Below are 24,270 nucleotides of genomic sequence, written 5' to 3' on the forward strand. Positions count from 1 at the left end.
AAATCCACAAACAAAAAAGGCCGACTCTTGCGAGTCAGCCTTTTTGGAATTGGTGCCCAGGAGAGGACTTGAACCTCCACGACCGTAAGGTCACTAGCACCTGAAGCTAGCGCGTCTACCAATTCCGCCACCTGGGCAATTCAACGTGTGCTCCGTTGAGGACGCGAACTATAGAGATCTGCCCCCCCTGTGTCAACGGCTGCGTTGCGCTTTTTTCAACATTTCTTTCTTGGGTCGGGAAAATCGGCGAAATCGCTTATAATGCGTGCAATAGCGGCGAATTATTGACCAGGAATCCACCATCGGCGCCGCCTTTCTTTATGGCCGGATAATCTCCGGAGGTTGCCAACCCTGGCAACTGCCCAACAACGGATGCTGTTTTGACTCAAAAAAATACCTCAGACCCCTTCAATGTTGACCCTCATGCCCAGCGCGAGGCGGAGAAATATGAAAAGCCCGTGCCCAGTCGGGAGTACTTGTTACAAGTCCTTGAGAAGCAGGCGGAACCTGTGCCCTGGGAAGCGGTGGCCGATTTACTGGAAATAACCGATGAGGATCGCCGCGAAGGGGTGCGCCGCCGCTTGATCGCCATGTCCCGGGATGGGCAGATTGCCAGCAACCGCGCCGGTGATTTTGGTGTTCTGGATAAAATGAGCCTGATACGCGGCCGGGTTATGGGGCACCGGGACGGTTTTGGTTTTGTTATCCCCAGCGATGGCGGCACCGATCTTTTTTTATCCCACCGACAGATGCGCAAAGTCTTTGATGGTGACGAAGTATTAGTGCGGGAAACGCCCGGAGGTTTTCGCGGTAAACGCGAGGGCGCTGTTGTTCGGGTGATCAAGCACAATACCGACCAGCTGGCTGGGCGCCTGTACCGGGAAAACGGTATTTGTTTTGTGCGCCCGGACAATCCTCGTATTAACCTGGATATTATGGTGGCCTCTGAGGATACCGCCGGAGCCAATCACGGCCAGTATGTCGTAGTAAAAATTGTTACCCAACCGGGCCGGGATAAAGTGCCGCAAGGTGAGGTTAGCGAAGTTCTCGGTGACCACCTTGCCCCGGGTATGGAGATTGACGTTGCGATTCGCAATTACGGAATTCCCCACACCTGGCCCAGTGCACTGACGGCGGAGGTCAATGAAATCGCCGATGAAGTGCTTGAGGATCACAAAAAATCCCGGGTGGATCTGCGCCAGCTGCCGCTGATTACTATTGATGGTGAAGACGCGCGGGATTTTGATGATGCGGTCTATTGCGAACTTTTACTCGATGGCAATTGGAAATTGCTGGTAGCCATTGCCGATGTTTCCCACTATGTACGTCCGGGTAGTGCGTTGGATGAGGAAGCGCACGGCCGTGGAAACTCGGTTTATTTTCCGGATTTCGTTGTACCCATGCTGCCGGAGAAATTGTCCAACGGCCTTTGCTCCCTGAACCCCGATGTCGATCGGTTGTGTATGGTGTGCGAAATGCACATCAACCGAAGCGGTGAAATTCAGGATTATCGTTTCTTTGAGGCGGTTATGCGCAGCCACGCGCGCCTGACTTATACCCAGGTAGGGCAAATACTCGATGAGCGGGATAACCGCGACAGTGGTGCCCGCAAGCAATTTGCGACCCTGATTCCACACTTGGATAACCTGCACGATCTCTACCTGGCATTGCGAGGAGCGCGGGAGCGCCGTGGGGCCATTGATTTTGAAACGACTGAGACGAGGATAATATTTGACGCCCAGCGAAAAATTGAGCGGATTATCCCGGTGGTGCGCAACGATGCTCACAAGCTGATCGAAGAGTGTATGCTCGCGGCCAATGTCTGCGCGGCGAGTCTGATGGAGCTATCGGAACTGCCCGCACTCTACCGGGTACACGATGCGCCCAAAGAGGAAAAACTCAGTAATTTGCGCGAATACCTGGGTGAATTGGGATTGCGCCTTCCCGGTGGTGGTGAGCCCCAGCCCAAAGACTTCCAGGACCTGATGGAGCAGATCGAGGGCCGTGCAGATGCGCATATTATTCAGGTGATGCTGCTGCGCTCTATGAACCAAGCGGTTTACCAGCCGGAGAATCGCGGACACTTCGGTTTGGATTACCCAGCCTATGCCCATTTCACCTCCCCGATTCGCCGCTATCCGGATTTGCTCCTGCATCGAGCGCTGCGCTGGTTGATACGCAACGGCAGCGCCAACCAAGCTGCGGTGGCAAAAAAAGTTCACTCTGTGCCCGGTGCCAAACCGATAGCTCGCGAGCAGATTTTGCCCTACGACATGCCGGCCATGTTGCAACTTGGGGAGCAGTGTTCCCTGACCGAGCGGCGTGCCGATGATGCGACCCGGGATGTGCTCAGCTGGCTAAAATGTGAATACCTGCAGGATCATGTGGGCGAAACCTATTCCGGTGTTATCAGTGCGGTAACCGGCTTTGGATTATTTGTGGAGTTGGATGATCTCTACGTGGAGGGGCTGATTCATGTCACCGCCCTACCCAAAGACTATTACCGCTTTGAGCAGGCGCACCAGCGTCTTATCGGGGAGCGCAGTGGCAAGCGTTATCATTTGGGTGACTCTGTCACCGTGCAGGTTGCACGGGTGGATCTCGAAGAGCGCAAGGTGGATTTCACCTTGAATGAACTGGTCCCACGCGCAAAGCGTGAGTCGAAGAAAAAGAAAGAGAGTACGCGGGTGAGTGCCCGCGCTATGGAAATGGCAGTAGAACATCAGTTGGAACGCGAGCGCCGGGGCCGCGATAAAAAAGAAAAAACCAGCAATACCAGTGCTAACCCCTGGGCCAAGCATACCGAGACCACAGCCAAGTCCTCGCCTTTCCGCAAGCGCAAGGTGGGATCAGATGAGGCTGTGCCAGTGGAGGCCAGTGTTGAAGCCCCTGTAGCAAAACCGGAAAAAGAGCCGCTCAATAGGCGAGGTGAAGGCAGGCAAGGCGAAGATGCCCAGCCCAAACGCAAGATTAAAAAGCGTACCCCGACACGCAAGGGCGGAAAGCGGCCTGCAGTGGCTGCCCGTAAAGCCGCGCAAAAGGCTGAAAACGCCAAAACCCGTTCGGGTAAACTAAAAAAGAAGAAAAAGATTTCTTCTAGCAGTAAAAAGAAAAAGTGATCGAGGAATAAATTGAGTCAGGAAGTTATCTATGGCCTGCACGCGGTGCAGGCCCTCCTAAAAGGTTCTCCGCAGAATGTATCGGAGCTTCTGTTACTGCGTGGCCGCAAGGATCAGCGCCTGCAAAAAATAATCCAGCAGGCGGAAAAAAATGATATTGCCGTGCGCTTTATCGACCGGCGAGCGCTGGATGAGAAAGTAGAGGATGGCGCTAATCACCAGGGTGTCGTTGCCATCTGTTCTGGCAAAACAAAAGTCCACGATGAGAAATTCCTGTTCGACCTGCTGAAAAAACTGGATCAGCGCGGGGAAGCACCTTTCTTATTAGTGCTGGATGGAGTGACTGATCCCCACAACCTGGGTGCCTGCCTGCGCTCGGCAGAGGCTGCCGGAGTACATGCGGTGATTGCGCCGAAAGATAAATCTGCCGGGCTGACGCCAACAGCCCGCAAAGTGGCCTGCGGCGCTGCCGAAGTATTGCCCTTTGTCACCGTGACTAACCTGGCTCGCGCGTTACAGCAGCTGCAGCAGGCGGGAGTGTGGATTTATGGTGCAGCCGGTGAGGCGAAACAGGATGTATACCAAAGCCAATTAACCGGCCCCTTGGCACTAGTCATGGGGGCCGAGGGCAGCGGCTTGCGGCGTCTGACTAGGGAACATTGCGATCATCTGATCAAAATTCCTATGGCGGGAGAGGTAAGTAGCTTAAATGTTTCTGTTGCCACAGGTGTTTGCTTGTTTGAGGCCGTGCGTCAGCGCAACGGCTAATAGTTGATCTATTCTGCGCGTGCTAGGGATGATCTTCACTGGCCGTGCAATCTAGTGGTTATAACAAATCTGGCCTCTATAAAGCTTTCCAAATAACCTCTGGATGGTGATGAAAGTATCTACCATGACTTTTATTGTTAATTGGATTCTCGAATCGCTTAGTTATTCGGAGCCCCTTAGGGCTTTCTTATTAATATTTGCTGAGATAAAAAGCAGCAATTTGACACTGCTCTAAAAGTTAAAGTGTCATGGCACTTATATCAGAGGCATAGAATGATACTAGGAAAATAATATATTTCTGAGAATGAAAAGTATTTGTGGGTGGCTGATAGTAGTACCATTTGTTGTTCTGGTAGATGTTGCTAAGTGGGCAGGTTGGCAATCGAAATAAATAATGGTAACTGGCTCTTACCTAATAGAGTAATGGTTTCTTTAAACTCATCAGTTGGGTCGTATAAATATCTACAGCTAATTTTTCCCAATTTAAGATTTAGAGAATTGCTCAATATTTAAACTTGCGGTGTTCCCATATTAGGTTGGTGAGCGGAGATTTATTTAGTTCTTTCGAAACTTTGATCCACGGGGTTACTGCAAGTCCTTACAAGCCGGGTATAGAAATACTCGGACATAAAACTTCTTTCCACATCCTTTAAGTAAATGCAGAGTTCATAGTGCCGTAGTCCAACGCCTTACTAAACAAATTAGTGTCACTTTTAACCGCTGCCAGCTGTTTTAATGATTCGCTTAAATGGCCATAGACAGATTGGAATAAAGCTGGCCCGGTACTAAAGCGCTTTATGCCTGCGGCAAAAAACTCTGATATAGGAGCAATTCCCGGAAGCAGCATAATATTGATTGGCAGGTCGATACCCGCTGCCAAACTCCTTGCCTCCTCAACTGAAGAGAGCCCAGGCACAAAGCCGCAGTCAGCACCGGAACTCTTATAAAGCTCTAACCTCTCTATGCACATATTTACCGCTTTATCACCGCTTGCGAGTGCATTGAGATAAACATCGCTACGGGCATTAATAAAAAGCGGGCGGCCGTTCAGTGCATTACGAATAGCGCCGAGCTTTTCACTGAGAGATTCGGGCGTGCCGTTACCATCTTCAATATTGATACCCACTACGCCCAGCTCCACCATTTTACAGGCCAGCTCAGCTACCTGTTTGGGGTTTTGGGAATATCCATCTTCAATATCCACACTCAGAGGTAATGAGGTCACCCGGGAAATCCGTGCGATAGCGTTCAAGTGTTCCTCAACGGGTAGCGCGCCGCCATCGGCATAACTCAGTGACCAGGCGACGGCGGCACTGCTGGTACCTACCGCTTGGGCGCCTGTGTTTTGGCAGATTAAAGCGCTGGCAGCATCCCACGCATTTGGCAGGATCAATGGGGCTGCGGCACGATGCAATTGGGTGAAGGTATTGAATGGGCTGTTGTTCATCGGGATAACCTACTTTAGCGATGTCGTTTGAGTGGTGAATTTACCGCTCAAGAGATTGGTTCACTGGCCACAATCGGAACTGAACCATGAAAACCGGAAAGACAAATAAGATTGTTGGCTGCGATGTGGGAGGGAGGTGGAGCGGGCAGTTTTTATTAATACATGGCTAAGAAAGCTGTGAATTGCTTTCTTGGCCATGCAGGAAAGACAGAAAAAAGGAATCAGTTGAGAGCGGGATCTTTGTGTAGCCACTGCTGTACTGCCTCAACTACGGGGGCGGGATTCTTGATCCAGCTGAGGTGAGGGTTGCCCTTGGGATAAGTGGGTTTCATCTCCCGGGTTTCGCCGCCGACGATCGCCGCTAATTTACGGGCGGCCTGAATAGGGGCGAAGGGGTCGCCGTCCAGCGCAATATGCAGGGTGGGCTGGCTTGTCTTTTCCATTTGCCCAAAGCGATCCTCTGGAGCAAAGCGGCCGCTAAATATGGATCGGGCCCAGTCTTTCATTAGCCTGCGCGCTTCGCGCCAGCCGAATCCCATGCGCGCACCGGGGAAATAACCCAGCAGGCTTGAGGTCACACTGGCAATTGAGGCGAAGAGCAGGATGGCGTATTTGTGCAGACCACTCCAGCTGCGATGGTCCACATGGCCGGAGGCGATGCTGACAACCTTGGCGTTGCCAGTGAGGCCGGCGCGGGCTGCCAGGGTGCTGGTTTGACCGCCGATACTGTGGCCGAGAATCAGTGCTGGCCCCTGAGGGAATTGCTGTTCCAGCAGTTGGATTAACTGTGGGATAAACGAAAACACCAGATCGTTGTAACCGTAGTCGGCATTTCGGTGGGGGCGCGGCAGGCTCTCCCCGGTGCCGGGCAATTCGCTGATGGCGGTGTTGTAACCGAGCTTTTGCAGCTCTTCCAGAAGCAGGCGGTAGCGGTTGGCCGGTACGCCCATCGCGGGAAGTACCAATACCAGGGGGCCTTCGCCGTTGTGTACTGTGGTTACTGGTACCTGGAAGGCGCCAAATTCTAATTGGTGGGTTTGTTGGGGCATGGTACTTCTCCCTTTAACAGTCCGGCATCATAGGCGAAGCCAGCTTGCCAAACCCATGACCAGACCGAGCAGTGCTGTGTCCCAATCCGCCAAATCTCAGAGACAAGGCGAGTGGCAGGGTAGTCATTTTGATCAGCTTGCAACCGGGTGGGCGAAGGCACAGGGCCTGATGCAACTGGTTAACTTGCAACCAACCCCACAACTGCCTAGAATACGCCGCCCGCAATGGGCCCGGTTTATCCGTGCCCGTTGTACTCCTTGCCTCATCGGACTGTCCGAGAGGCTGATTAACCCGTAAGGAGCTAAAATGCGTCATTACGAAATTGTATTCCTGGTTCACCCGGACCAGAGCGAGCAGGTACCTGGCATGGTGGAGCGCTACACTGCGTCCATCAAGGAGAGCGGTGGACAGGTTCACCGTCTGGAAGACTGGGGCCGTCGCCGTCTGGCTTACCCGATCAACAAGATCCACAAGGCTCACTACATTCTGATGAACGTAGAATGTTCTGAAGAAGCCCTTGAGGAACTGACTACCAACTTCCGTTACAACGATGCGGTTATCCGTAATCTGGTAATTCGTGAAGACGAGGCGATCACTGAAGAGAGCCCGATCATGAAAGCGGAAAAAGAAAGCCGTGAGCGCAAAGCTGCCCGTGCAGAGCGCACCGAGCGTCGCGAGCGCGCCGGAGAAGAGAAAGCTTCTTCCGACGCTGCAGAAGCTTCTTCCGATAACGCTGAAAGCGAAGAGTAAGGGGATTATCAGATGGCACGTTTTTTCCGTCGTCGCAAGTTCTGCCGTTTCACCGCTGAAGGTGTTAAGCGTATCGACTACAAAGATCTCGATACCCTGAAAGCCTACATCTCCGAGACTGGCAAAATTGTTCCTAGCCGTATTACCGGTACCAAAGCCAAGTATCAGCGTCAGCTGGCCTCTGCGGTCAAGCGCGCTCGCTACCTGGCCCTGCTGCCGTACACGGACAGCCACGAAGCCTAAGCCGCAGTTTGCTTAGACTCATTAATAGAGAAGCTATCTAGATATGCGCGCCGTAGCTGAATTTATTATGCGCGGACGCGTCAGGGCGGTAATCCTCACCATGTTGGGGATTCCGCTGATAAGCCCGGCAATTCTCGCTCTGGTGAGTTTGCGCCGAGGCAGCAGTGACGGCCTGATGGTTTTGGCCTGGGCTCTGTTGCCGATTGTCGTTATGGGTATGAGTGGTCATGTACCACCACTGGTGACTGGTATATCCGCAGGCCATTTTGTTGCAGTTTTTTGCGGCGCCATGGCATTGCGCAGCAGTCGCTCCTGGGCCGCTGGCCTGGTGGCTGTAACGGCGGCATCGGCAGCAGGCATATTGCTGACCTCTCTCTTCAGTGGAGGACTGATGCAAGGGTTCTTGCAGGCAGTCGAGAATGCAGCGGAACAGCCCAATACTGTTCCAATGGATGAACTGAAGCAGATATTTTCGGGTGAATTGCAAATTACCGGTTACCTGGGCCTGATATCGGCGATGAGCGCCACATTGGCTCTGGTACTGGGGCGTTACTGGCAGGCCCTGCTGTACAACCCCGGCGGTTTCCGCCAGGAGTTCCACCAGCTGCGCCTGCCCCTGTGGCTATCAGCGACAAGCATGTTGTTGTGGGTAGTCAGCTTGGTAACCCCAGGCTACGCATTTTGGGGAGCTGTGATTGCGTTCCCGATGGTGGTAGCTGGTATTGCCCTGGTCCACTGGCTGGTTGCCAGTCGCGGTTGGGGAGTAGGTCCCCTGGTGGCGATGTACATCATGCTGGTGATTGGAGGGCTGCCCCTGGCGGGCTTCCTCTGCGGCCTGGCCCTGGTAGATAGCTGGATAGATATTCGCGGACGCTCTTCCAAATAAGCGCGCCCGCACAATACAGAAATTGAGGAAACCGAGATGGAAGTTATTCTGCTCGATAAAGTAGGCAAACTGGGCAACGTGGGTGACCGCGTTGATGTTAAAGCCGGTTTTGGCCGCAATTTCCTGCTGCCGACTGGTAAGGCAATTGCTGCTACCGCCGCAAACATTGCTGAGTTCGAAGCTAAGCGCGCTGAACTGGAAGCCGCTGCTGCCGCTAAGCTGGCTGAAGCTGAGAGCCGCGCTACCAAGCTGGCCGATCTGGTTGTTACCATCGCTGCTAACGCTGGCGACGAAGGCAAGCTGTTCGGTTCTATCGGCACTCGCGACATCGCTGAAGCGATCTCCGCTGGTGGCGTTGAAGTAGCTAAAGCTGAAGTTAAGCTGCCGGAAGGCGCGCTGCGCGAAGTGGGCGAGTACGACGTAGACGTACAGCTGCACTCCGACGTAATTGCTGCAGTTAAAGTCGTTATCGAAGCCGAGTAAGGTTTTGTTGACGAACGGTTGGTGCTTCGGGCGCCAGCCGCGCTACAATCGGGCGCTGCACCCTATCGGGTCCAGCGCCTGTTTTGTTTTTACTATCCAGTAAAGTCCCATGATCGACGAATACGCCGCCCCTGAAGAAGAGATCCACAGCGAAGAGAGTTCACCCCTGCCGCATTCGGTAGAGGCGGAGCAGTCTGTGCTCGGCGGCCTGATGCTGGACCCGGGCCGTATTGATGCCGTTGCCGAACAGCTGAGTGAAGAGGACTTCTTCAGTGCCAGCCACCGCAAGATCTTTGCGGTTATGGGCGAGCTGAGCAATGGCGAACAGCCCCTGGATATCGTTACTCTCGCCGAAGGCCTCGCCAGCCGCGACTTGCTCGGTGAAGTGGGTGGCCCTGCCTACCTGGCGGAATTGGCCGAAAATACCCCCTCCGCAGCGAATATCGTCGCCTACGCCAAGATCGTGCGTGAGCGCTCCATGCTGCGCCAGTTGATCGCCGCCGCCGGTGAGATCAGCCGCACCAGTTTTAATCCCGGTGGCCTCGCTTCCGCCGATCTGCTGCAGATGGCCGAGCGCCGCGTGGCGGAAATTGCCGAGGGGCGCGCCAAAGAGGGCGGCTTTGTCGGCGTGGATACCCTGCTGAAAAAGACCGTCGAGCGCATCGATGAGCTGTTCAAGACCGAGGGTGATATCACCGGTATCAGCACCGGTCTGAGCGAACTGGACCAGCGCACCTCCGGCTGGCAGCCGGGCGAACTGGTTATTCTCGCCGCACGTCCCTCCATGGGTAAGACCGCACTGGCATTGAATTTTATCGAGAGCGCCATGCTCTGCCAGGAGAGCCCGACTCTGGTCTTCAGTATGGAGATGCCCTCGGACAGCCTGGTGATGCGGATGTTGTCCTCTATTGGTCGTATCGACCAGGGGCGCATCAGGAACGGCAAGCTGCAGGAAGAGGATTGGCCCAAGCTATCCAGCGCCGTGCAGAAGATGAAAGGCAAGTCCCTGTATATCGACGATACGCCGGCACTGAGTCCCAGCGAGGTGCGCGCCCGTACCAAGCGCACGGTGCGCGATCACATCAACAAATTGATGCGCGAGAACCCCAAGTTAAGCCGCGAAGACGCCGAGGCCAAGAGTATGCCCGCCATGATTATGGTGGACTACCTGCAGCTGATGCAGGTGAAGGGGTCTACTGAGGGCCGCACCCAGGAGATCTCCGAGATCTCCCGCTCTCTCAAGGCGCTGGCGAAAGAATACGAGTGCCCGGTGATTGCCCTGTCGCAGCTCAACCGGGGAGTAGAGCAGCGCCCCAACAAACGGCCGATGAACTCGGACCTGCGGGAATCCGGGGCGATCGAGCAGGACGCTGACGTGATCCTGTTTATCTACCGCGATGAATACTACAACGAGGACAGCCCGGATAAAGGGATGGCCGAGTTGATTATCGGCAAGCAGCGTAACGGTGAGATCGGCACCTGCCGCGCAGCCTTTGTGGGCAAATACACTCGCTTCGACAATCTGGCGCCAGAATACTACCAGGGCGAATAAGCCTTTCTGCTAGGTTCGCGGCTGTCGAATATCCGAGCCTAGGGGAGCCACTTCTTGTTATCCGAGCAAAAGATCCGCGCACTGGTGCTGCAACGCCAATTTATCCACAGCTCTTGGACTGAAGGATTGTCGGGGTTGTTGCAACATCTTGGCGCCCTACAGTTGGATGCTATCCAGCGAATTACCCGGGCCCACCACCACCAGCTCTACAATCGCCTGCCCCGTTACCGCGAGTCACACCTGGCTGAAGCTGAAGAGCACCGCGAAATTTTCGAGTACTGGTCCCACGCCGCTGCCTACCTGCCAATGGCCCACTACCCCTATGCGCGGGTGCGTATGGATCGTATCCGCGCCGGTCAGCGCCACTGGTTTGAGAAGAATGCCAAGCTGTGTCGCTATGTTCTTGATCGTGTGCGAGAGGAGGGCGCTCTGCGGGCCAGTGATTTTGTGCGCACCAAGAGTGGATGGTGGGAGTGGTCCGATGAAAAGAAAGCCCTGGAGCAGTTGTTTCATGAAGGTGAGCTGATGGTCAGCCACCGGGAGGGCTTTCAAAAAGTCTTCGATCTCCCGGAGCGGATACTGCCAGCAAGAATCTCGACCAATGCCGCCTCGGAAATTGAGTACGGCAGCCATCTGGTGCGAACTTTTCTGGGGTGCCAGGGGATTGGCCGAGTGGAGGAAATTGCTTACCTGCGCAGGGACGACAAACCCCTTATCCAGCTGGCAATTAAGCGCATGTTGGCAACCGGTGAACTCACTCAGTGGGGGAAAGAGCTGATGCTCACCGAGCATCTGGATTGGGGGCCGGTACGACCATCGCGCAAAGTGCGCCTGTTATCCCCATTCGACCCAGTGATATTGCAGCGCAAACGCCTGCGCCGGCTGTTTGATTTTGAATATCAATTGGAGTGCTATGTACCGGCGGCCAAGCGCCGCTATGGCTATTTTTGCCTGCCGATTTTATACGGCGATCAATTCGTGGGGCAGGTGGATTTGAAGGCTGATCGGGATGCGGGTGTATTGCGGGTAGAGGCCCTGCACTGGGACAAGAAACCCGGTGTCTCGCTGGAGGCGAGTTACCACCGGGCTCTGGGGCAGTTTGCCCGTTTTCACGGGCTGGAAAGCGAAGCCGCGCTTACAGCTTGACGACTACGTAGACTTCCTGGCCATCGCGCTGGGTCGGCATAAAGTAATTGCCGCCATAGCGGTAGTACTGGATGCCATTGATAATTTCAGCGGCGTAGCCATTGGGTAGGGTTTCCACCACTTGTCCGGGCTGGAAACCCTCAGGGCCCGGGTTCGGGGTTGCAGGCACAGTAGCGGGAGCTGCTGCCGTTGCAACAGGAACGGCGACAGCCGGCGCAGGCGCTGGAACAACGGCTACGGGTGCTGGAGCTACAGCCACTGCAGGTGGTGCTACTACGACATAAGTTCGAGTAGCCGGGTGCCACTGATAGTAGGCATCGGCGTACTGGTAATAAGTAATTCCGCCTACATGGACTCTGACAGCACTAGTTGGCAGGGTGACTACCGAGGCGCCCAGAGGGGCAGCGACAACGACGTAACCACGGGGACCGTGGCGGTAGAAGTGCCCGCCATGGTAGTAAAAAGGACGTCCGCCAACTGCGACACGCACATGGCCAACGGGTAGTACGGGCGCAACAAATCCGATCGAAACACGTGGTCCGCGATAAACACCGCCACGGTGGTGGTGGCGATGATCTCCCCCGCGCTCATAACCGCGCGCATCGGCCGGTGGGCTAAAGGCAAAAGCGGCCAGCGCCAGGAACGCACTGGCGCCAATTACGACATTCAGTTTATTCACAGTCTCTCCAGCGAAGTGATTACTCACATTTGACATACTAACCCTTATCCTGACATTAAAGACAGGTTAATTGGTTAAGAATTGTCAAAGTGCCGGAGGCTGGATCAGTGGTCAGCGGTTGCGCTGAATGATTCCCATCAGCTTATACATCAGCTGTGCGGCGGCAAAATCATAGGCGTGAAAGCCCTCGATCGGTGCAAATTCCAGCAGATCGAAGCCGATAATCTCTCTTTGTCGCGCAACGGATTCGAATAAGTTGAGGGTCTGGTACCAGCCGAGACCACCGGGTACCGGGGTGCCGGTGGAAGGGAAGACCGATGGGTCCATACCGTCCACATCCAGTGTAAAGAAGACTTTCTTGGGGAAATTCTCCGGTAACTGGAATTCCTGCACATTGTTGGGCACCAGTTGGTGGGCATCCAGATAGCCCACGTTGTGGTCCTTGCGGGCCTGCACTTCCTCTTCGCAATAGGCGCGGATACCCAGCTGGAACAAGGGGACACCGGCTTCTACCACTAGACGCATCACGCTGGCGTGGCTGTGTTTGTGGCCCTCATAGCGATCGCGAAGGTCGGCGTGGGCATCGATCTGCACCACGCCAAAATCGGTTTCGCCGGCGTCCAGTAGCCCCTTGATAATACCCCAGGTCACCGAATGCTCACCGCCGATACCCACCGGCATCTTGCCAAGCGCCAACACATCTTTGGTGGCAGCGGCGATATTCTCCATCACCTGTTCTGCAGGGCCGGAAACCGAGACCGGCGAGCGGGTGTAGATGCCCAGGTCACAGGGGTTGGAGAAGTTGTCAAAAGTTTCCAGTTGCCAGGATGCCTCCAGGATGGAGGCCGGGCCCTTGCCGGTGCCGCCACCGTAGGAGACGGTTTCCTCATAGGGGATGGGGATAATGTGAAAGAGGGCGTCTTCCGGCTTCGGCTGCTCGATTTCGGAGCCGAGAAAAATGGGGTATTCGTTTTCTGACAACATCTACTGGTCCTCTGGCGGAGGCAATAACTCATTGCCTGCCGCATCTATCTCTATCGGCACTGTTTAGGAGAGGCGTTCCTTAAAATCTTCGTAGCCGAAAGTTTTGATCATCTTCAGGTCGTCGGTATCCGAATTCCACAGGGCGATAGCCGGTAGGGGGATACCGTTAAAAGTATTGGTTTTCACCATGGTGTAGTAGGCCATTTCCTCGAACACCAGTCGCTCGCCAATCCGCAGTGGTTGACTGAAGCTGTATTCGCCGATGCTGTCGCCGGCCAGGCAACTCTGTCCGCCCAGGCGATAGGTGTGGGGTAAGTCACCGGGGCGAGCGGCACCGGTAATTTCCGGTCGGTAGGGCATTTCCAGCACATCAGGCATATGGCAGGTGGCAGAGGCGTCTAGGATGGCTTGGTTTTCACCGTTCCAGGCGATATCCACTACCTCAGCCACAAGGACTCCGGCGAACAGGGAGATGGCCTCACCGGGTTCCAGGTAGACCTGTACATTGTGCTTGTCGGAAAAGCTACGCACTGCTTCGACCAGCTCATCCACCTGGTAATCCCGGCGAGTAATATGGTGGCCGCCGCCGAAATTAATCCACTCCATTTGTGGTATCAGATCGCCAAACTTCTCCTCCACGGCAGCGATCGTGCGCTGCAGAGGTTTGAAATCCTGTTCACATAACGTGTGGAAGTGCAGGCCGCTGATGCCTTCGAGGGACTCCCCTTCAAACAGCGAGCGCACGATGCCCAGGCGCGAACAAGGGGCGCAGGGGTCGTAGAGATCGGTGTGGCCCTCGGAGTGCTCAGGGTTGATACGCAGGCCAAAACGCAGCTCTGGCCGCTGCTGTTGCATATCCAGGCACAACTCCCGAAAACGCTTCCACTGGGAGAAGGAATTGAAAATTACATGGTGGGCAAATTGCAGTATTTCCCGCAGTTCCTCATTCTTGTAAGCCGCACTGAAGACATGAACTTCCTTGCCTTTGTCGCGACCGCCGTACTCTTCGAACCCCAGTTTGGCTTCGTGCAGGCCACTGGCACAGGTCCCGGATAGATATTCAGCCACGATGGGCCCGGTGCTGAACATGGAAAAGGCCTTGAGCGCTGCCAGTACCTTGGCACCGCTGCGTTCCTGTACATCGGCGAGCAATGCCAAATTATTGCGCAGGGCAATTTCATCGATCACAAAACAGGGAGAGGGAACGCGGTAGGGATCGAAGCTGCCGAAATAGTCAACGGGGGGAGTGAGGTCCATGGTGCGTTATATCCTGGTGCGGCGGGGCGGGCACTGGAGTCCGCCCCGCTAGGTCGGGAAAGAAGCGATTTACTGGAAGGGCTTATCCAACCAGGTTTCCTGCCAGGGCAGGCCGTACTTGTTCAGGTCATCCATAAAGGGGTCTGGATCCATCTGCTCCATATTCCACACGCCGGGCTTCATCCACTTGCCTTCCAGCATCATCTTGGCACCGATCATGGCCGGTACGCCGGTGGTGTAGGAGATCGCCTGGGATTGAACTTCCTGGTAGCAGTCCTGGTGGTCGCAGGTGTTGTAGACGTAGTAGATTTTCTCTTCGCCGTCTTTGGTGCCACGGATAATGTTGCCGATGCAGGTCTTGCCTTTGGTCAGCGGGCCGAGGCTGGCGGGGTCTGGCAGCAGCTCTTTAAGGAACTGGATAGGTACAATTTGCTGGCCCTGGAATTCCACCGGCTCAATGCTAGTCATTCCGACGTTTTGCAGAACTTCCAGGTGTTTCAGGTAGCTCTCGCCAAAGGTCATCCAGAAACGCGCGCGCTCAATTTCCGGGAAGTGCTTGGACAGGGATTCCAGCTCTTCGTGGTAGAGCAGGTAGATATCCTTATCGCCAATGCCTTCGGGGAAGTTGAATACGCGTTTCTCTTCCATCGGCTTGGTGGTAACCCACTGGCCATTTTCCCAGTAGCGACCGTTGGCGGTGATCTCGCGGATATTAATTTCCGGGTTGAAGTTGGTGGCGAACGGCAGGCCGTGGTCGCCGGCATTACAGTCGAGAATATCCAGGGTGTGGATACGATCGAAGTGGTGCTTCTTGGCGTAGGCGGTAAATACGCTGGTGACGCCGGGATCGAAGCCGCTGCCCAGCAGTGCCATCAGGCCGGCTTTCTCAAATTTCTCCTGGTAGGCCCACTGCCACTTGTACTCGAACTTGGCCTCTTCCGGCGGCTCGTAATTGGCGGTATCCAGGTAGTGCACGCCGGTTTCCAGGCAGGCATCCATAATGTGCAGATCCTGGTAGGGCAGGGCCACGTTGATGACCAGGTCCGGCTTCACTTTTTCGATCAGCTTCACCAGTTCAGGCACATTGTCCGCATCTACTTCAGCGGTGTCGATTTTGCGCGGCAGCATAGCGGCAATCTTGTCGCACTTGCTTTTGGTGCGGCTTGCCAGGGTGATATTCTCAAATACCTCAGCAACCTGTGCGCACTTGTGCGCAACCACCTGGCCGACACCGCCGGCGCCGATGATCAGTACGTTGGCCATAAAGATCTCCTTAATCTGCGGCTTTTATTGCCGCTATCTTTTCAAAGGCGCTGGCGCCTTATTATTCAAACTTACTTTTCGAAATAGGTGTAACCGCTCATGCTGGCGGTATAAGTCTGCAGAATCTGCTTGCGCTGGGCAGCGGTAATCAGCCCCTGTTTCACGGCGCGTTCCGCCAGGCGGCGGAAGCGCTCGAACAGCGCCTTGGGTTGATATTCTACGTAACTCAGTACATCGGAAATACTGTCGCCGTGAATCTCGTGGCTGAAGTCGATGCTGCCGTCTTCCTGAATGCGTACGCTCACGACATTGGTGTCCCCAAACAGGTTGTGCAGGTCGCCCAGGGTTTCCTGGTAGGCGCCGATCAGGAAGGTGCCGAGGATATAGTCCTCGCCATCTTTTAGTTCGTGCAAGGGCAGGGTTTTCTGCTCTTTTTCCCGGCCGATAAAGCGGTCGATCTTGCCGTCACAGTCACAGGTGATGTCGGCGATGATGGCGGAGCGCGTCGGCGCTTCGTCGAGGCGGTGGATCGGCAACAATGGAAATACCTGGTCGATAGCCCAGATATCCGGCACCGATTGGAATACGCTCACATTGGCGTAGTAGATATCCGACAGTACCTCCGGCAGAGCTTGCAGATCTGCGGGAATCTCTTCGGCCTCATCGAGTAATTTGCGAATATCCTGGGCGCCCTGCAGGAACAGGTTTTCCGCATTGGCGCGTTCGCGCAGGCTCACCTGGCCGTGCAGATACAGAGAGCGCACTTCATCGCGGTAGTAGAGGGCGTCGTTGTAGCTCTCCTGCAGGTTTTTGGGGGTGATACTGCGCACTGCGTCCTGCAGGTTGAGCAGCATCTGGTGGTCGCCTTCGCTGATCTTGGTGTGCTCCAGCTCCACCGGCTCGAAACGGGTAGTGTCGAGAATATCGAATAGCAGTACAGAGGAGTAGGCTACAGTGGCGCGGCCGGATTCGGTGATAATCACCGGATGTTCGACTCCCTCGCTATCGAGGGTGCCCATAATGGCTTCCACTACATCGACACAGTACTCGTCCAGGGAGTAATTCTTTGAGTGGGTGTAATTGGTCTTGCTGCCATCGTAATCCACCGCCAGGCCACCGCCCAGATCCAGGTAGCCCATGGGTGCGCCTTCTTCCACCAGATCGGCGTAGTAGCGGCAGGCTTCCAAAACTCCGGTGCGGATGTCGCGGATATTCGGTACCTGCGAGCCCAGGTGATAGTGCAACAACTTGAGACAGTCGAGCATATCGTGGTTGCGCAGTTGATCGACCATGGCGATCAGGTCGTTACTGCCCAGGCCGAAAATACTGCGGTCGCCACTGGTCGCATTCCAGTAGCCGCCCACCTTGGAGGCGAGTTTTACCCGTGCGCCGATATTGGGGCGCACCTGCTCGCGCTCGGCGCAGCGGATAATGGTCTCCACTTCCGAGGGCGTTTCCACAACGAAGAAAACCTGTACGCCCAGGCGTTGGGCCTGCAGTCCGAGGTTGATAAATTCCTCGTCCTTATAGCCGTTGCAAACGATCAGGGATTCGGTGTTATCCAGAATGGACAGGGCAGCGATAAGTTCTGCTTTACTGCCCGCCTCCAGGCCGTGGTTAAAGCGGCGTCCGGCATTGGCAATTTCTTCAATGACCTGACACTGCTGGTTCACCTTAATGGGGAACACGCCGCGAAAAACATTGCCGTAGCCGCAATCGTCGATAGCGCGGGCAAAAGATTCGTTAATCCGGGCGATCTGCGCTTCGAGTAAATTCTCAATACGCAATAGCAGGGGCATACCCAGGCCGCGCTCGGTGGCGCCTCGGGCAATGTCCATCAGCGAAACACTGTGTGTTACCCCGTTGGGGCCGTCGACTTGCAGTGAAATTTCACCATTTTCGTTCAAATCGAAATATCCGGCGCCCCAATTGCGGATGCCGTAGAGTTCGGCCGAATCTTCGCAAGTCCAATCTTTTACTTGTTGCTTCTTCATGGCGCCTTTCTGTTGATATTTGGCGGGCGCGAATCTTGGGCCCAGCAGGGCCGGAAAGCAATAACTATAGATAAAAAAACGCTAATTTTTGCGCACTGAAAAGTAAATGGGAAGTGAGTGGGTGGCCAACTCTTTTGCACTCTGCGACAGGGGGCTGAAGAAGGTGATTGATCTGCGCAAATTTGAGTAAAAAAAGGCGGCCCGAGGGCCGCAGGGAGGGGGGATTGAGTAATCAGTAATAGGTCGGCTTGGGGACAACCCGGTAGCCGCGGTGGCTGTGGTCCCAAAGGTAGTAGGTGTCATAAGCCACGTAGTAATTGTGTCCACCGGCTGCCACGGTCAGTGCTGATGCTGGCAGGCTGTGCACGATAGCACCGTGGGGGGCCTGGGCTACTACGTAGCCGTGAGAAGCCGGGCGATAAAAAATTCCATCGCTATAGTAGAAGCCCGCTGTTCCGATACTGATACTGACGAAATTACGCGGCAGGTGGCGCCAGCGGTAGCCATAACCGTAGTGCGAGGGACGGTAGTGGGGGCGGTGGCCGCGATAACCGTGGCGGTAAACCGGTCTGTGTGCCGCGCGATATTCGTGGCGGTGGCCCTGCTTGTGGCCTTTCCTATGCCCTTTGTTATAGCCTTTGTTGTAGCCCTCTTTATAGGCGTGGCGAACTTCGCGGCGGTGCTGGCGCTCCTCTCTGCGTTCACGTCTGCGCTCTTCTTTCTTGCGCTCTTGCCTGCGGCGTTTCTTTTCCTGCTGGCGGTCGTGATGCTTGTCGTGCTGTTTCTTTAAGTGGCGCTGCTCGCGTTCGGCTCTTCCATATTTGTGGTGGTCGTCCATGGCGCGCTGGTGTCCGCGATGTGACTCGGACAGGGCAGGTGCTGCGATCAGCAGCAGGCTTAGGGTGGCGATGGCAGTAGTGAGGTGTTTCATAACATCTCTCCCGAGCGTGGGGCTCTTTTCTTTCAGATCAGGTCTTTTGTGTATCTTGGCGTGAAGTTTGCCCTGGCGGGTCTGAACACTTCCTGAACTGAATGGGGTAAAATTCGGCGGCAATCGACGGCGTCGATAGTGACTAGCAGTTCAGGTATGGGCAGAGATTGTCTGGCGGGGCCACAGGCTGGATTCTGCGGCGAAATCTTATTGAGAGCGGCAATTTTGCTATGTTGAGACACCTGGTCTCAGCGAGTATGATGCCGCGCTGATTCATAGTGAGCGGTAGCAAGATGCAAGTCTTCCACCACGTAACAAGTCTGCGCGAGGCGCTGGCCCAGGCCCGCAAAGACGGCAAGACCGTCGGCTTTGTGCCAACCATGGGCAATCTGCACGATGCCCATATAGAGCTGGTCAAAATCGCCCAGCAACACTGCGATCTGGTTGTGGTATCCATCTTCGTCAACCGACTGCAATTCGGTTTGAATGAGGATTGGGATAAGTATCCGCGCACTATGGAGCGGGATATGGCCAGCCTGCGGGAAGCGGACTGTGACTTCCTGTTCCACCCGGATGAGAGTGAGATTTACCCCAACGGCATGGATCAGCAGACCCGCGTGGTTTGTCCGGCGATGACCGATGTCCTGTGCGGCGCCAGCCGACCGGGTCACTTTGAAGGGGTCACCACTGTAGTTTCGAAGCTTTTCAACATTGTGCAGCCGGATAAGGCTATTTTCGGGATTAAGGATTTCCAGCAGTTAGCAGTGATCCGCCGTATGGTGGAAGACCTGTGTATGCCGGTGGAAATTGTGGCGGCGCCGGTGCACCGTGAGGAAGATGGCTTGGCAATGAGCTCTCGCAATGGTTATATCACTGCGGAAGAGCGACCGAAGGTTGCTGTGCTCAATCAGTTACTTAACTGGGCCAAGGATGAAATTGTGGCTGGACGCCGGGATTTCGCCGACCTCGAAACAGAGGCGCGCAAGCGAATTGAAGAGAGTGGCTTTCGAGTTGACTACTTCTCCATCTGTTACAGCAAGGATTTACAGCCAGCGGCAGATGACGATAAAGAAATCACGATCCTGGGAGCTATGTACACTAGTGCAGCGCGCCTGATCGACAATGTTTCCCTGGAACTCTGAGGGGCATCCAACTATGCAAATTGAAATGTTGAAGTGCAAGTTGCACATGGCCGCAGTGACTCAGGCCGAACTCTGGTATGACGGTTCCTGTGCAATTGATGAGGACCTGGTAGAGCTGGCTGGCCTGCGCGAATTCGAGAAAATCGATATTTACAATGTGAGCAATGGTGAGCGCTTCCACACCTATGTGATCCTCGCCGAGCGCGGTTCCGGTATTATCTCCATGAACGGCGCCGCTGCACGCAGAGTACAGGTGGGTGACCGCATTATTATCGCTTCCTATGCGCAGATGACAGAGGGCGAAGCCGATAACCACAAGCCCAAGCTGGTCTACCTGGATGAGAACAACAAGGTAGAGCGCAGCACTAATACGATTCCGGTTCAGCTAGCCGAAGCCTGACTCTTCTCGCTACAGGGCGTTGTGCCCTGTAGCACTCCCGCCACTTATTGACCAGACATTAATAACACTTCCTGATTAAACCTCTTTTCCAGGTAGGACTCGTCCAGGGTGTAGTGCCAGAGGTTTTTCTTTTGTCCTTTAGCTAAAGCGATTTCGCCGATTCTGCCAGGGTTATATTTGATCGGTTGGGCGAGTTGGTATTTGGCGATGGGGTCCCGATAGGCCTCCTCTAAAGGAATTATCTCCCAGCCTTCCTTCCTCAGTCGTTCAGCCAGATCACCAATAAACAGGGCTGAAATATCCATTTCATGCAACAGTATGACGTGCTTTGGGGAGCGCCCGAGATATTTAATTGCCATATCGTCGTAGTACTTAATGCTCGCCATAAGAACGTCGACATAAAAGTTGGAGAGTCTTTCCATATCAACTGCTTTCCCATCTTTTACTGCCGTTTGGAAAAGTTCTTCGATATACCAGTCGTAGTTATTTAAGGTGATATAGGCGTTTTGATAGTTATTTTTCTGTAGTAGATTCCGGATACCATCGCGTTTTTCGACAGTTTCTCCCTCGCGCAGATAGGGAAAGCGAAAATAGGGTTTAAAGTTGTCAAATTGTTGAAGCAGCTGGTGGGCCTGCAAAAAATCCGCTTGATAAGTGGATAGCCCTGTTTCCAGAAAATTGGGATGGCTATGGGTGTGATTGCCAATAATATGCCTAGCCTTATCGTAGCGGTTCATCCGCTCCAACCCTTCCTTATCGAAGGATTGAGTATTGGAAAAGAAGGCTACTTTGCCAACTTTATATTCTTCTAAGTTTTCAATTAACGTTTTAGCCCGCGTTGGTCCATCAAAATAACCATCGGCTTTACGTGGGGCATCATCGAAAGTAATTGCCAGTTGTTTGGCGCTAGTGACTGGGATTGCCAACAAGTAAATTATCAATAATATGACTGAACGCTGCATGGTTTATTACTCTAATGAGTTTATTTACGAGCTGTTCGCCAGGCTAGGATTTAGTTGTCCTTCTATTCAGGTTTTCTGTCTTAATTTACTGGTCAGAAAACCTGCGTTGTCCAGTAGCCTAGGCTCAGTTGCGGTAGAGTTCGGCTTCCTATTGTGTCCACTATAGCTTCAGATGTATATGGCCAAAATACTTGTTAGTTCCTGCCTTTTGAACTGCGCCGTGCGCTATGACGGTAGTAGTGTTGAGGCCAATAGCGATGATTTTGAGTGGCTTGTGGATACTCAGGAAATTGTTTCCTTGTGTCCGGAAGTGGCGGCAGGATTGCCTATTCCGAGGGTGCCGGCTGAGATCTGTGGCGCAAATGGAACAGAGGTGTTAGATGGAACTGCCGGGGTTATAGGTAGTGATAGAACAGATCTAACTGAGCAATTTATGCTGGGGGCCAAACTGGCTCTGGAATTATGCAGGAAACACAATATCCAGTATGCAGTGCTTACGGAAAATAGTCCCTCTTGCGGAAGTAACTATATTTACGATGGCAGTTTTTCAGGGACAAAAATAATGGGTTCTGGTGTTGTGTCTGCGCTTCTTCAAAGGATGGGAATAATAGTTTTTAGTCAACATACTGTTGGGCAACTTAGAGAATTGATAAGTGCATCCAGAGCTAACTAAGTTGTTAGTATTAATAAAATTAGATCGGCAAAAAGGGCATTGGTCATAGTTAGGCCCTGTAGGTTGATTAATACCGGCGAAGCCGGTGGCTGCCAGATGTCGGTACGATTAGCGCAGTGTCCCTGAAAATTATCCTTTTGTGACACAGCACCCAGCCTGTTAGGTTTTGTCATTTTTAGGGTCCAGATTGGCAGTGACTGCTGTGGCAATAAACAGGTAAGACTGAATACCCTGTTGGCTATTTAAATGGCTGCAGGAGGCAGTGGTGGAAGGCAAGTTTTTTAAAGCCGATAGCAAGTTTATCAAAGCCGCATTGGTACTGGCGATCAGTTCCGCGTTTTATGGCTGCAGCGGTGGCAGCGGTGGTGGTGGTGAAGATCCTGCGCCTGTGGATACCACTCCGCCGAGCCTGACACTGACTCCCGCCAGCGGGGCCTCTATTGCAGCAACCGGCACCCTACTGCTGGATTTTAGCGAAGCGGTGGCATTGGAGGATGTGTCTCTAAGTGGCGCCATGCAGGAAATGGGAGAAGCTCTCTCAAGTCGATCAGGACACCCTGATCTTAACCCCGATAGCGGAGTGGGCAAAGGGACTAGAACTCTCCCTGACAATTGCCGCGCAGGATGCGGCTGGCAACCAGATGGCAGAGGTTGATGTTCACTATACCGTGGATGAAATTGCCCCTTCCGTAGTCAGTGTATCCCCAGCACAGGAGCGTTTGGAGAAGGATGGCGCAATCACGGTACAGTTTTCTGAGTCGATGGATCGCGACAGCCTGCAAATTAGCGGTTTGTTGCTGAATGATGAATACACTCTGACCTGGTCCCAGTCGCGCTTTAATGACGACACCTTGGTGATAGCTCCCAAGAGCCGCTGGCTGTCCGGGGAGAATCGCAGCCTGCACCTTGAAGCCAAAGACCCCGCTGGCCTGGATCTCCCCGCTGAACAGCACAATTTTACTGTGCCATTGTACTTTGAGAATTTTGACAGTGCGCAGGTCGTCATCGGCCAGGATGATTTTTCCAGTACTTTGACCGCCATCAATGCAAAGAATCTTGGCGAGGGCCCCCTGGGTTCCGCTGCCGTTACTGATGAGGGGAAGTTGTTCGTACCCGATTATACAAATAATCGGGTGTTAATTTTTAATTCGGTCCCCACAAGCAATGGAGCGCCGGCCAATGCGGCGCTTAATAAAGATAGTCTTGACGATAGCAGCGGGGGAGAGTTTGGTCGCGGGCCCACAAGCATAAGTTTTGATAGTGGAAAACTTTTAATAAATTACTTGTTTGGTACTCGGGGCCACAGTATTTTTGTTTACGATACTATTCCCGAAGATGGTCGGGCACTGCCTAGTGCCAAACTGCCGCAGGACAGCTGCCAGGGTAACGGCTCCGTATATTCCAGTGCAATGATTGCCGAGGGACGCGTATTCGCGGCCTCGTGGTCTAAAGCTCGAATGGTGGTGTGGGATGACTTGCCCTCAATGGAAGATGCGGCACCGGATTGGCTGCTGGGCCAATCCACACTGGAAAACTGCACCCCTAACGACCGTGAGCAAGATGGCTCGGTTATGCAGCAGCCCAGTGCTCGCACATTGGCTACGCCCGGAGATGTGTGGAGCGATGGAGAAAAGTTAGCCATCACCGACTCGGAAAATAACCGGGTACTTCTGTGGAACTCAATGCCTACTAGTAGCTTTGCTCCGGCGGATATAGTTTTGGGGCAAGCAGATTTTGTCAGTGATGAAAGTCAGCCCCCGAGTCGACAAACCCTGAGTTTGTTAGAGCGGGGTATCTGGTCTAACGGCATTCAGCTTTTTGTGGTGGACGGCGAAAATAACCGAGTGTTGATCTGGAACCAGTGGCCACAGGAAAATTTCGCTCCGGCAGATATTGTCTTGGGGCAGGAAGATTTTGATCGCAGTGCCTTCAACGATAGCAACCAAAATGGGGTTGCTGACGAGGGGGAGTTGCCAAGTGCAGCTACGCTGAAATGGCCCGACGGTATTACCGTTTATGAAGATAAGTTGATTATCAACGACTCGGGTAATAACCGCTTTCTTATTTTCCAATCTCGTTAGTTTTCTCTGTTAAATGTACCGGGCTGATAACCCGGTACAGGCAAACTTAAGTTGATTTGTTTTCTGAGGTTGCAGTCGGACTGCCTGTTCCCAGGGTTCCGGCTGAGATTAGCGGCGGTAGAGGTGCAGAGGTTTTAGCGGGCTCAGCCAAAGTTTTAGGGATAAATAAAGAAGACTTAACTGAGCAATTTATACGGGGAGCTAAACGGGCATTACAGCTATGTCTGCAGCACAATATTAAATACGCAGTACTTACGGAAAATAGCCCATCATGTGGTAGTGATTATATTTACGATGGTATTTTTTCTGGTGCGAAAATAGTTGGTTCTGGCGTTGTGTCTGCACTACGGAGGAGGGAGGGTATACAGGTATTTAACCAGAATATTGTGGGCAGGCTTAGGAAACTTTTGGAAGTATCCAGAGATAACTAAGCTTTCCAGATATATAGTCATATTAAAGG

Annotated in this window: 23 protein-coding genes and 1 tRNA gene; 14 read left to right on the forward strand and 10 right to left on the reverse strand. The window is 53.7% G+C overall.

The annotated features are described in order from the left end of the window. Nucleotides 1-50 precede the first annotated feature (50 nt). Nucleotides 51-137: transfer RNA gene (locus ACJJIY_RS06740), tRNA-Leu, on the reverse strand. Nucleotides 138-380: 243 nt separating this feature from the next. Here ACJJIY_RS06740 and rnr point away from each other — a divergent pair. Then, nucleotides 381-3,119: a ribonuclease R gene (gene rnr, locus ACJJIY_RS06745; RefSeq protein WP_445359330.1), complete on the forward strand. Its 2,739-nt coding sequence runs from the start codon at nt 381-383 to the stop codon at nt 3,117-3,119. Nucleotides 3,120-3,131: 12 nt separating this feature from the next. After that, on the forward strand, nt 3,132-3,887 hold the full coding sequence (gene rlmB / locus ACJJIY_RS06750; RefSeq protein ID WP_413664132.1) for a 23S rRNA (guanosine(2251)-2'-O)-methyltransferase RlmB: 756 nt from the start codon (nt 3,132-3,134) through the stop codon (nt 3,885-3,887). Nucleotides 3,888-4,536: 649 nt separating this feature from the next. Here rlmB and ACJJIY_RS06755 read toward each other — a convergent pair. Continuing rightward, the gene (locus ACJJIY_RS06755; protein WP_445359331.1) at nt 4,537-5,334 is read right to left on the reverse strand and encodes an isocitrate lyase/PEP mutase family protein; all 798 of its coding nucleotides are present in this window, start codon (nt 5,332-5,334) and stop codon (nt 4,537-4,539) included. Nucleotides 5,335-5,555: 221 nt separating this feature from the next. Then, nucleotides 5,556-6,383, reverse strand: a complete 828-nt coding sequence (locus tag ACJJIY_RS06760) for an alpha/beta fold hydrolase (protein WP_444895409.1) — start codon at nt 6,381-6,383, stop codon at nt 5,556-5,558. Between the two features lie 307 nt (nt 6,384-6,690). Here ACJJIY_RS06760 and rpsF point away from each other — a divergent pair, with 307 nt between their 5' ends. The 6 genes from rpsF (at nt 6,691) to ACJJIY_RS06790 (ending at nt 11,444) form a co-directional block, all read left to right on the forward strand. Continuing rightward, nucleotides 6,691-7,134, forward strand: a complete 444-nt coding sequence (rpsF, locus tag ACJJIY_RS06765; RefSeq protein ID WP_282930240.1) for a 30S ribosomal protein S6 — start codon at nt 6,691-6,693, stop codon at nt 7,132-7,134. A 12-nt stretch (nt 7,135-7,146) separates the two neighbouring features. Next, nucleotides 7,147-7,377, forward strand: a complete 231-nt coding sequence (gene rpsR, locus ACJJIY_RS06770) for a 30S ribosomal protein S18 (RefSeq protein WP_108731487.1) — start codon at nt 7,147-7,149, stop codon at nt 7,375-7,377. 43 nt (nt 7,378-7,420) lie between these two features. Further along, entirely contained in the window at nt 7,421-8,263 is an 843-nt protein-coding gene (locus tag ACJJIY_RS06775; RefSeq protein WP_413664135.1) for a YybS family protein, read from the forward strand. 36 nt (nt 8,264-8,299) lie between these two features. Continuing rightward, nucleotides 8,300-8,746 carry a 50S ribosomal protein L9 gene (gene rplI / locus ACJJIY_RS06780; protein ID WP_282930238.1) on the forward strand — a complete coding sequence of 149 codons (447 nt, stop codon included), beginning with the start codon at nt 8,300-8,302 and terminating at the stop codon, nt 8,744-8,746. A 109-nt stretch (nt 8,747-8,855) separates the two neighbouring features. Then, entirely contained in the window at nt 8,856-10,298 is a 1,443-nt protein-coding gene (gene dnaB / locus ACJJIY_RS06785; protein ID WP_444895408.1) for a replicative DNA helicase, read from the forward strand. A gap of 54 nt (nt 10,299-10,352) precedes the next feature. Next, nucleotides 10,353-11,444 carry a winged helix-turn-helix domain-containing protein gene (locus ACJJIY_RS06790; RefSeq protein WP_444895407.1) on the forward strand — a complete coding sequence of 364 codons (1,092 nt, stop codon included), beginning with the start codon at nt 10,353-10,355 and terminating at the stop codon, nt 11,442-11,444. On the opposite strand, the gene ACJJIY_RS06795 is transcribed toward ACJJIY_RS06790, so the two are convergent. The 6 genes from ACJJIY_RS06795 to ACJJIY_RS06820 form a co-directional block, all read right to left on the reverse strand. Further along, on the reverse strand, nt 11,434-12,123 hold the full coding sequence (locus tag ACJJIY_RS06795; RefSeq protein WP_444895406.1) for a DUF6515 family protein: 690 nt from the start codon (nt 12,121-12,123) through the stop codon (nt 11,434-11,436). The genes ACJJIY_RS06790 and ACJJIY_RS06795 overlap by 11 nt on opposite strands. Before the next feature lie 111 nt (nt 12,124-12,234). Further along, complete coding sequence (gene speB, locus ACJJIY_RS06800) at nt 12,235-13,107, reverse strand: agmatinase (RefSeq protein WP_444895405.1); 873 nt, start codon at nt 13,105-13,107, stop codon at nt 12,235-12,237. A 63-nt stretch (nt 13,108-13,170) separates the two neighbouring features. Next, a complete protein-coding gene (gene nspC, locus ACJJIY_RS06805; protein ID WP_444895404.1) occupies nt 13,171-14,364 on the reverse strand; it encodes a carboxynorspermidine decarboxylase in 1,194 nt (397 codons plus the stop codon). 69 nt (nt 14,365-14,433) lie between these two features. Then, entirely contained in the window at nt 14,434-15,627 is a 1,194-nt protein-coding gene (locus ACJJIY_RS06810; RefSeq protein ID WP_444895403.1) for a saccharopine dehydrogenase family protein, read from the reverse strand. A gap of 71 nt (nt 15,628-15,698) precedes the next feature. Continuing rightward, the gene (speA, locus tag ACJJIY_RS06815; protein WP_445359332.1) at nt 15,699-17,621 is read right to left on the reverse strand and encodes a biosynthetic arginine decarboxylase; all 1,923 of its coding nucleotides are present in this window, start codon (nt 17,619-17,621) and stop codon (nt 15,699-15,701) included. A 232-nt stretch (nt 17,622-17,853) separates the two neighbouring features. Then, on the reverse strand, nt 17,854-18,552 hold the full coding sequence (locus tag ACJJIY_RS06820) for a DUF6515 family protein (protein WP_444895401.1): 699 nt from the start codon (nt 18,550-18,552) through the stop codon (nt 17,854-17,856). Nucleotides 18,553-18,845: 293 nt separating this feature from the next. On the opposite strand from ACJJIY_RS06820, the gene panC reads away from it, so the two are divergent. Further along, a complete protein-coding gene (panC, locus tag ACJJIY_RS06825) occupies nt 18,846-19,694 on the forward strand; it encodes a pantoate--beta-alanine ligase (protein WP_445359652.1) in 849 nt (282 codons plus the stop codon). Nucleotides 19,695-19,707: 13 nt separating this feature from the next. After that, complete coding sequence (gene panD, locus ACJJIY_RS06830; RefSeq protein ID WP_413664143.1) at nt 19,708-20,094, forward strand: aspartate 1-decarboxylase; 387 nt, start codon at nt 19,708-19,710, stop codon at nt 20,092-20,094. 44 nt (nt 20,095-20,138) lie between these two features. Here the strand turns inward: panD and ACJJIY_RS06835 are convergent, their stop codons facing one another. Beyond that, nucleotides 20,139-21,056: a polysaccharide deacetylase family protein gene (locus tag ACJJIY_RS06835; RefSeq protein ID WP_445359333.1), complete on the reverse strand. Its 918-nt coding sequence runs from the start codon at nt 21,054-21,056 to the stop codon at nt 20,139-20,141. A gap of 178 nt (nt 21,057-21,234) precedes the next feature. Between ACJJIY_RS06835 and ACJJIY_RS06840 the strand changes: the two genes are divergently transcribed. The 4 genes from ACJJIY_RS06840 (at nt 21,235) to ACJJIY_RS06855 (ending at nt 24,241) form a co-directional block, all read left to right on the forward strand. Beyond that, nucleotides 21,235-21,729, forward strand: coding sequence for a 2-thiouracil desulfurase family protein (locus ACJJIY_RS06840; RefSeq protein ID WP_445359334.1), 495 nt, complete (start codon nt 21,235-21,237; stop codon nt 21,727-21,729). A gap of 265 nt (nt 21,730-21,994) precedes the next feature. Further along, on the forward strand, nt 21,995-22,384 hold the full coding sequence (locus ACJJIY_RS06845) for an Ig-like domain-containing domain (protein ID WP_445359335.1): 390 nt from the start codon (nt 21,995-21,997) through the stop codon (nt 22,382-22,384). Further along, complete coding sequence (locus ACJJIY_RS06850; RefSeq protein ID WP_445359336.1) at nt 22,371-23,810, forward strand: Ig-like domain-containing protein; 1,440 nt, start codon at nt 22,371-22,373, stop codon at nt 23,808-23,810. Before ACJJIY_RS06845 ends, ACJJIY_RS06850 begins: the two co-directional genes overlap by 14 nt. 56 nt (nt 23,811-23,866) lie before the next feature. After that, entirely contained in the window at nt 23,867-24,241 is a 375-nt protein-coding gene (locus tag ACJJIY_RS06855) for a 2-thiouracil desulfurase family protein (protein WP_445359337.1), read from the forward strand. Nucleotides 24,242-24,270: the final 29 nt, after the last annotated feature.

The organism is Microbulbifer maximicatervae (SeqCode) (genome assembly GCF_052468155.1).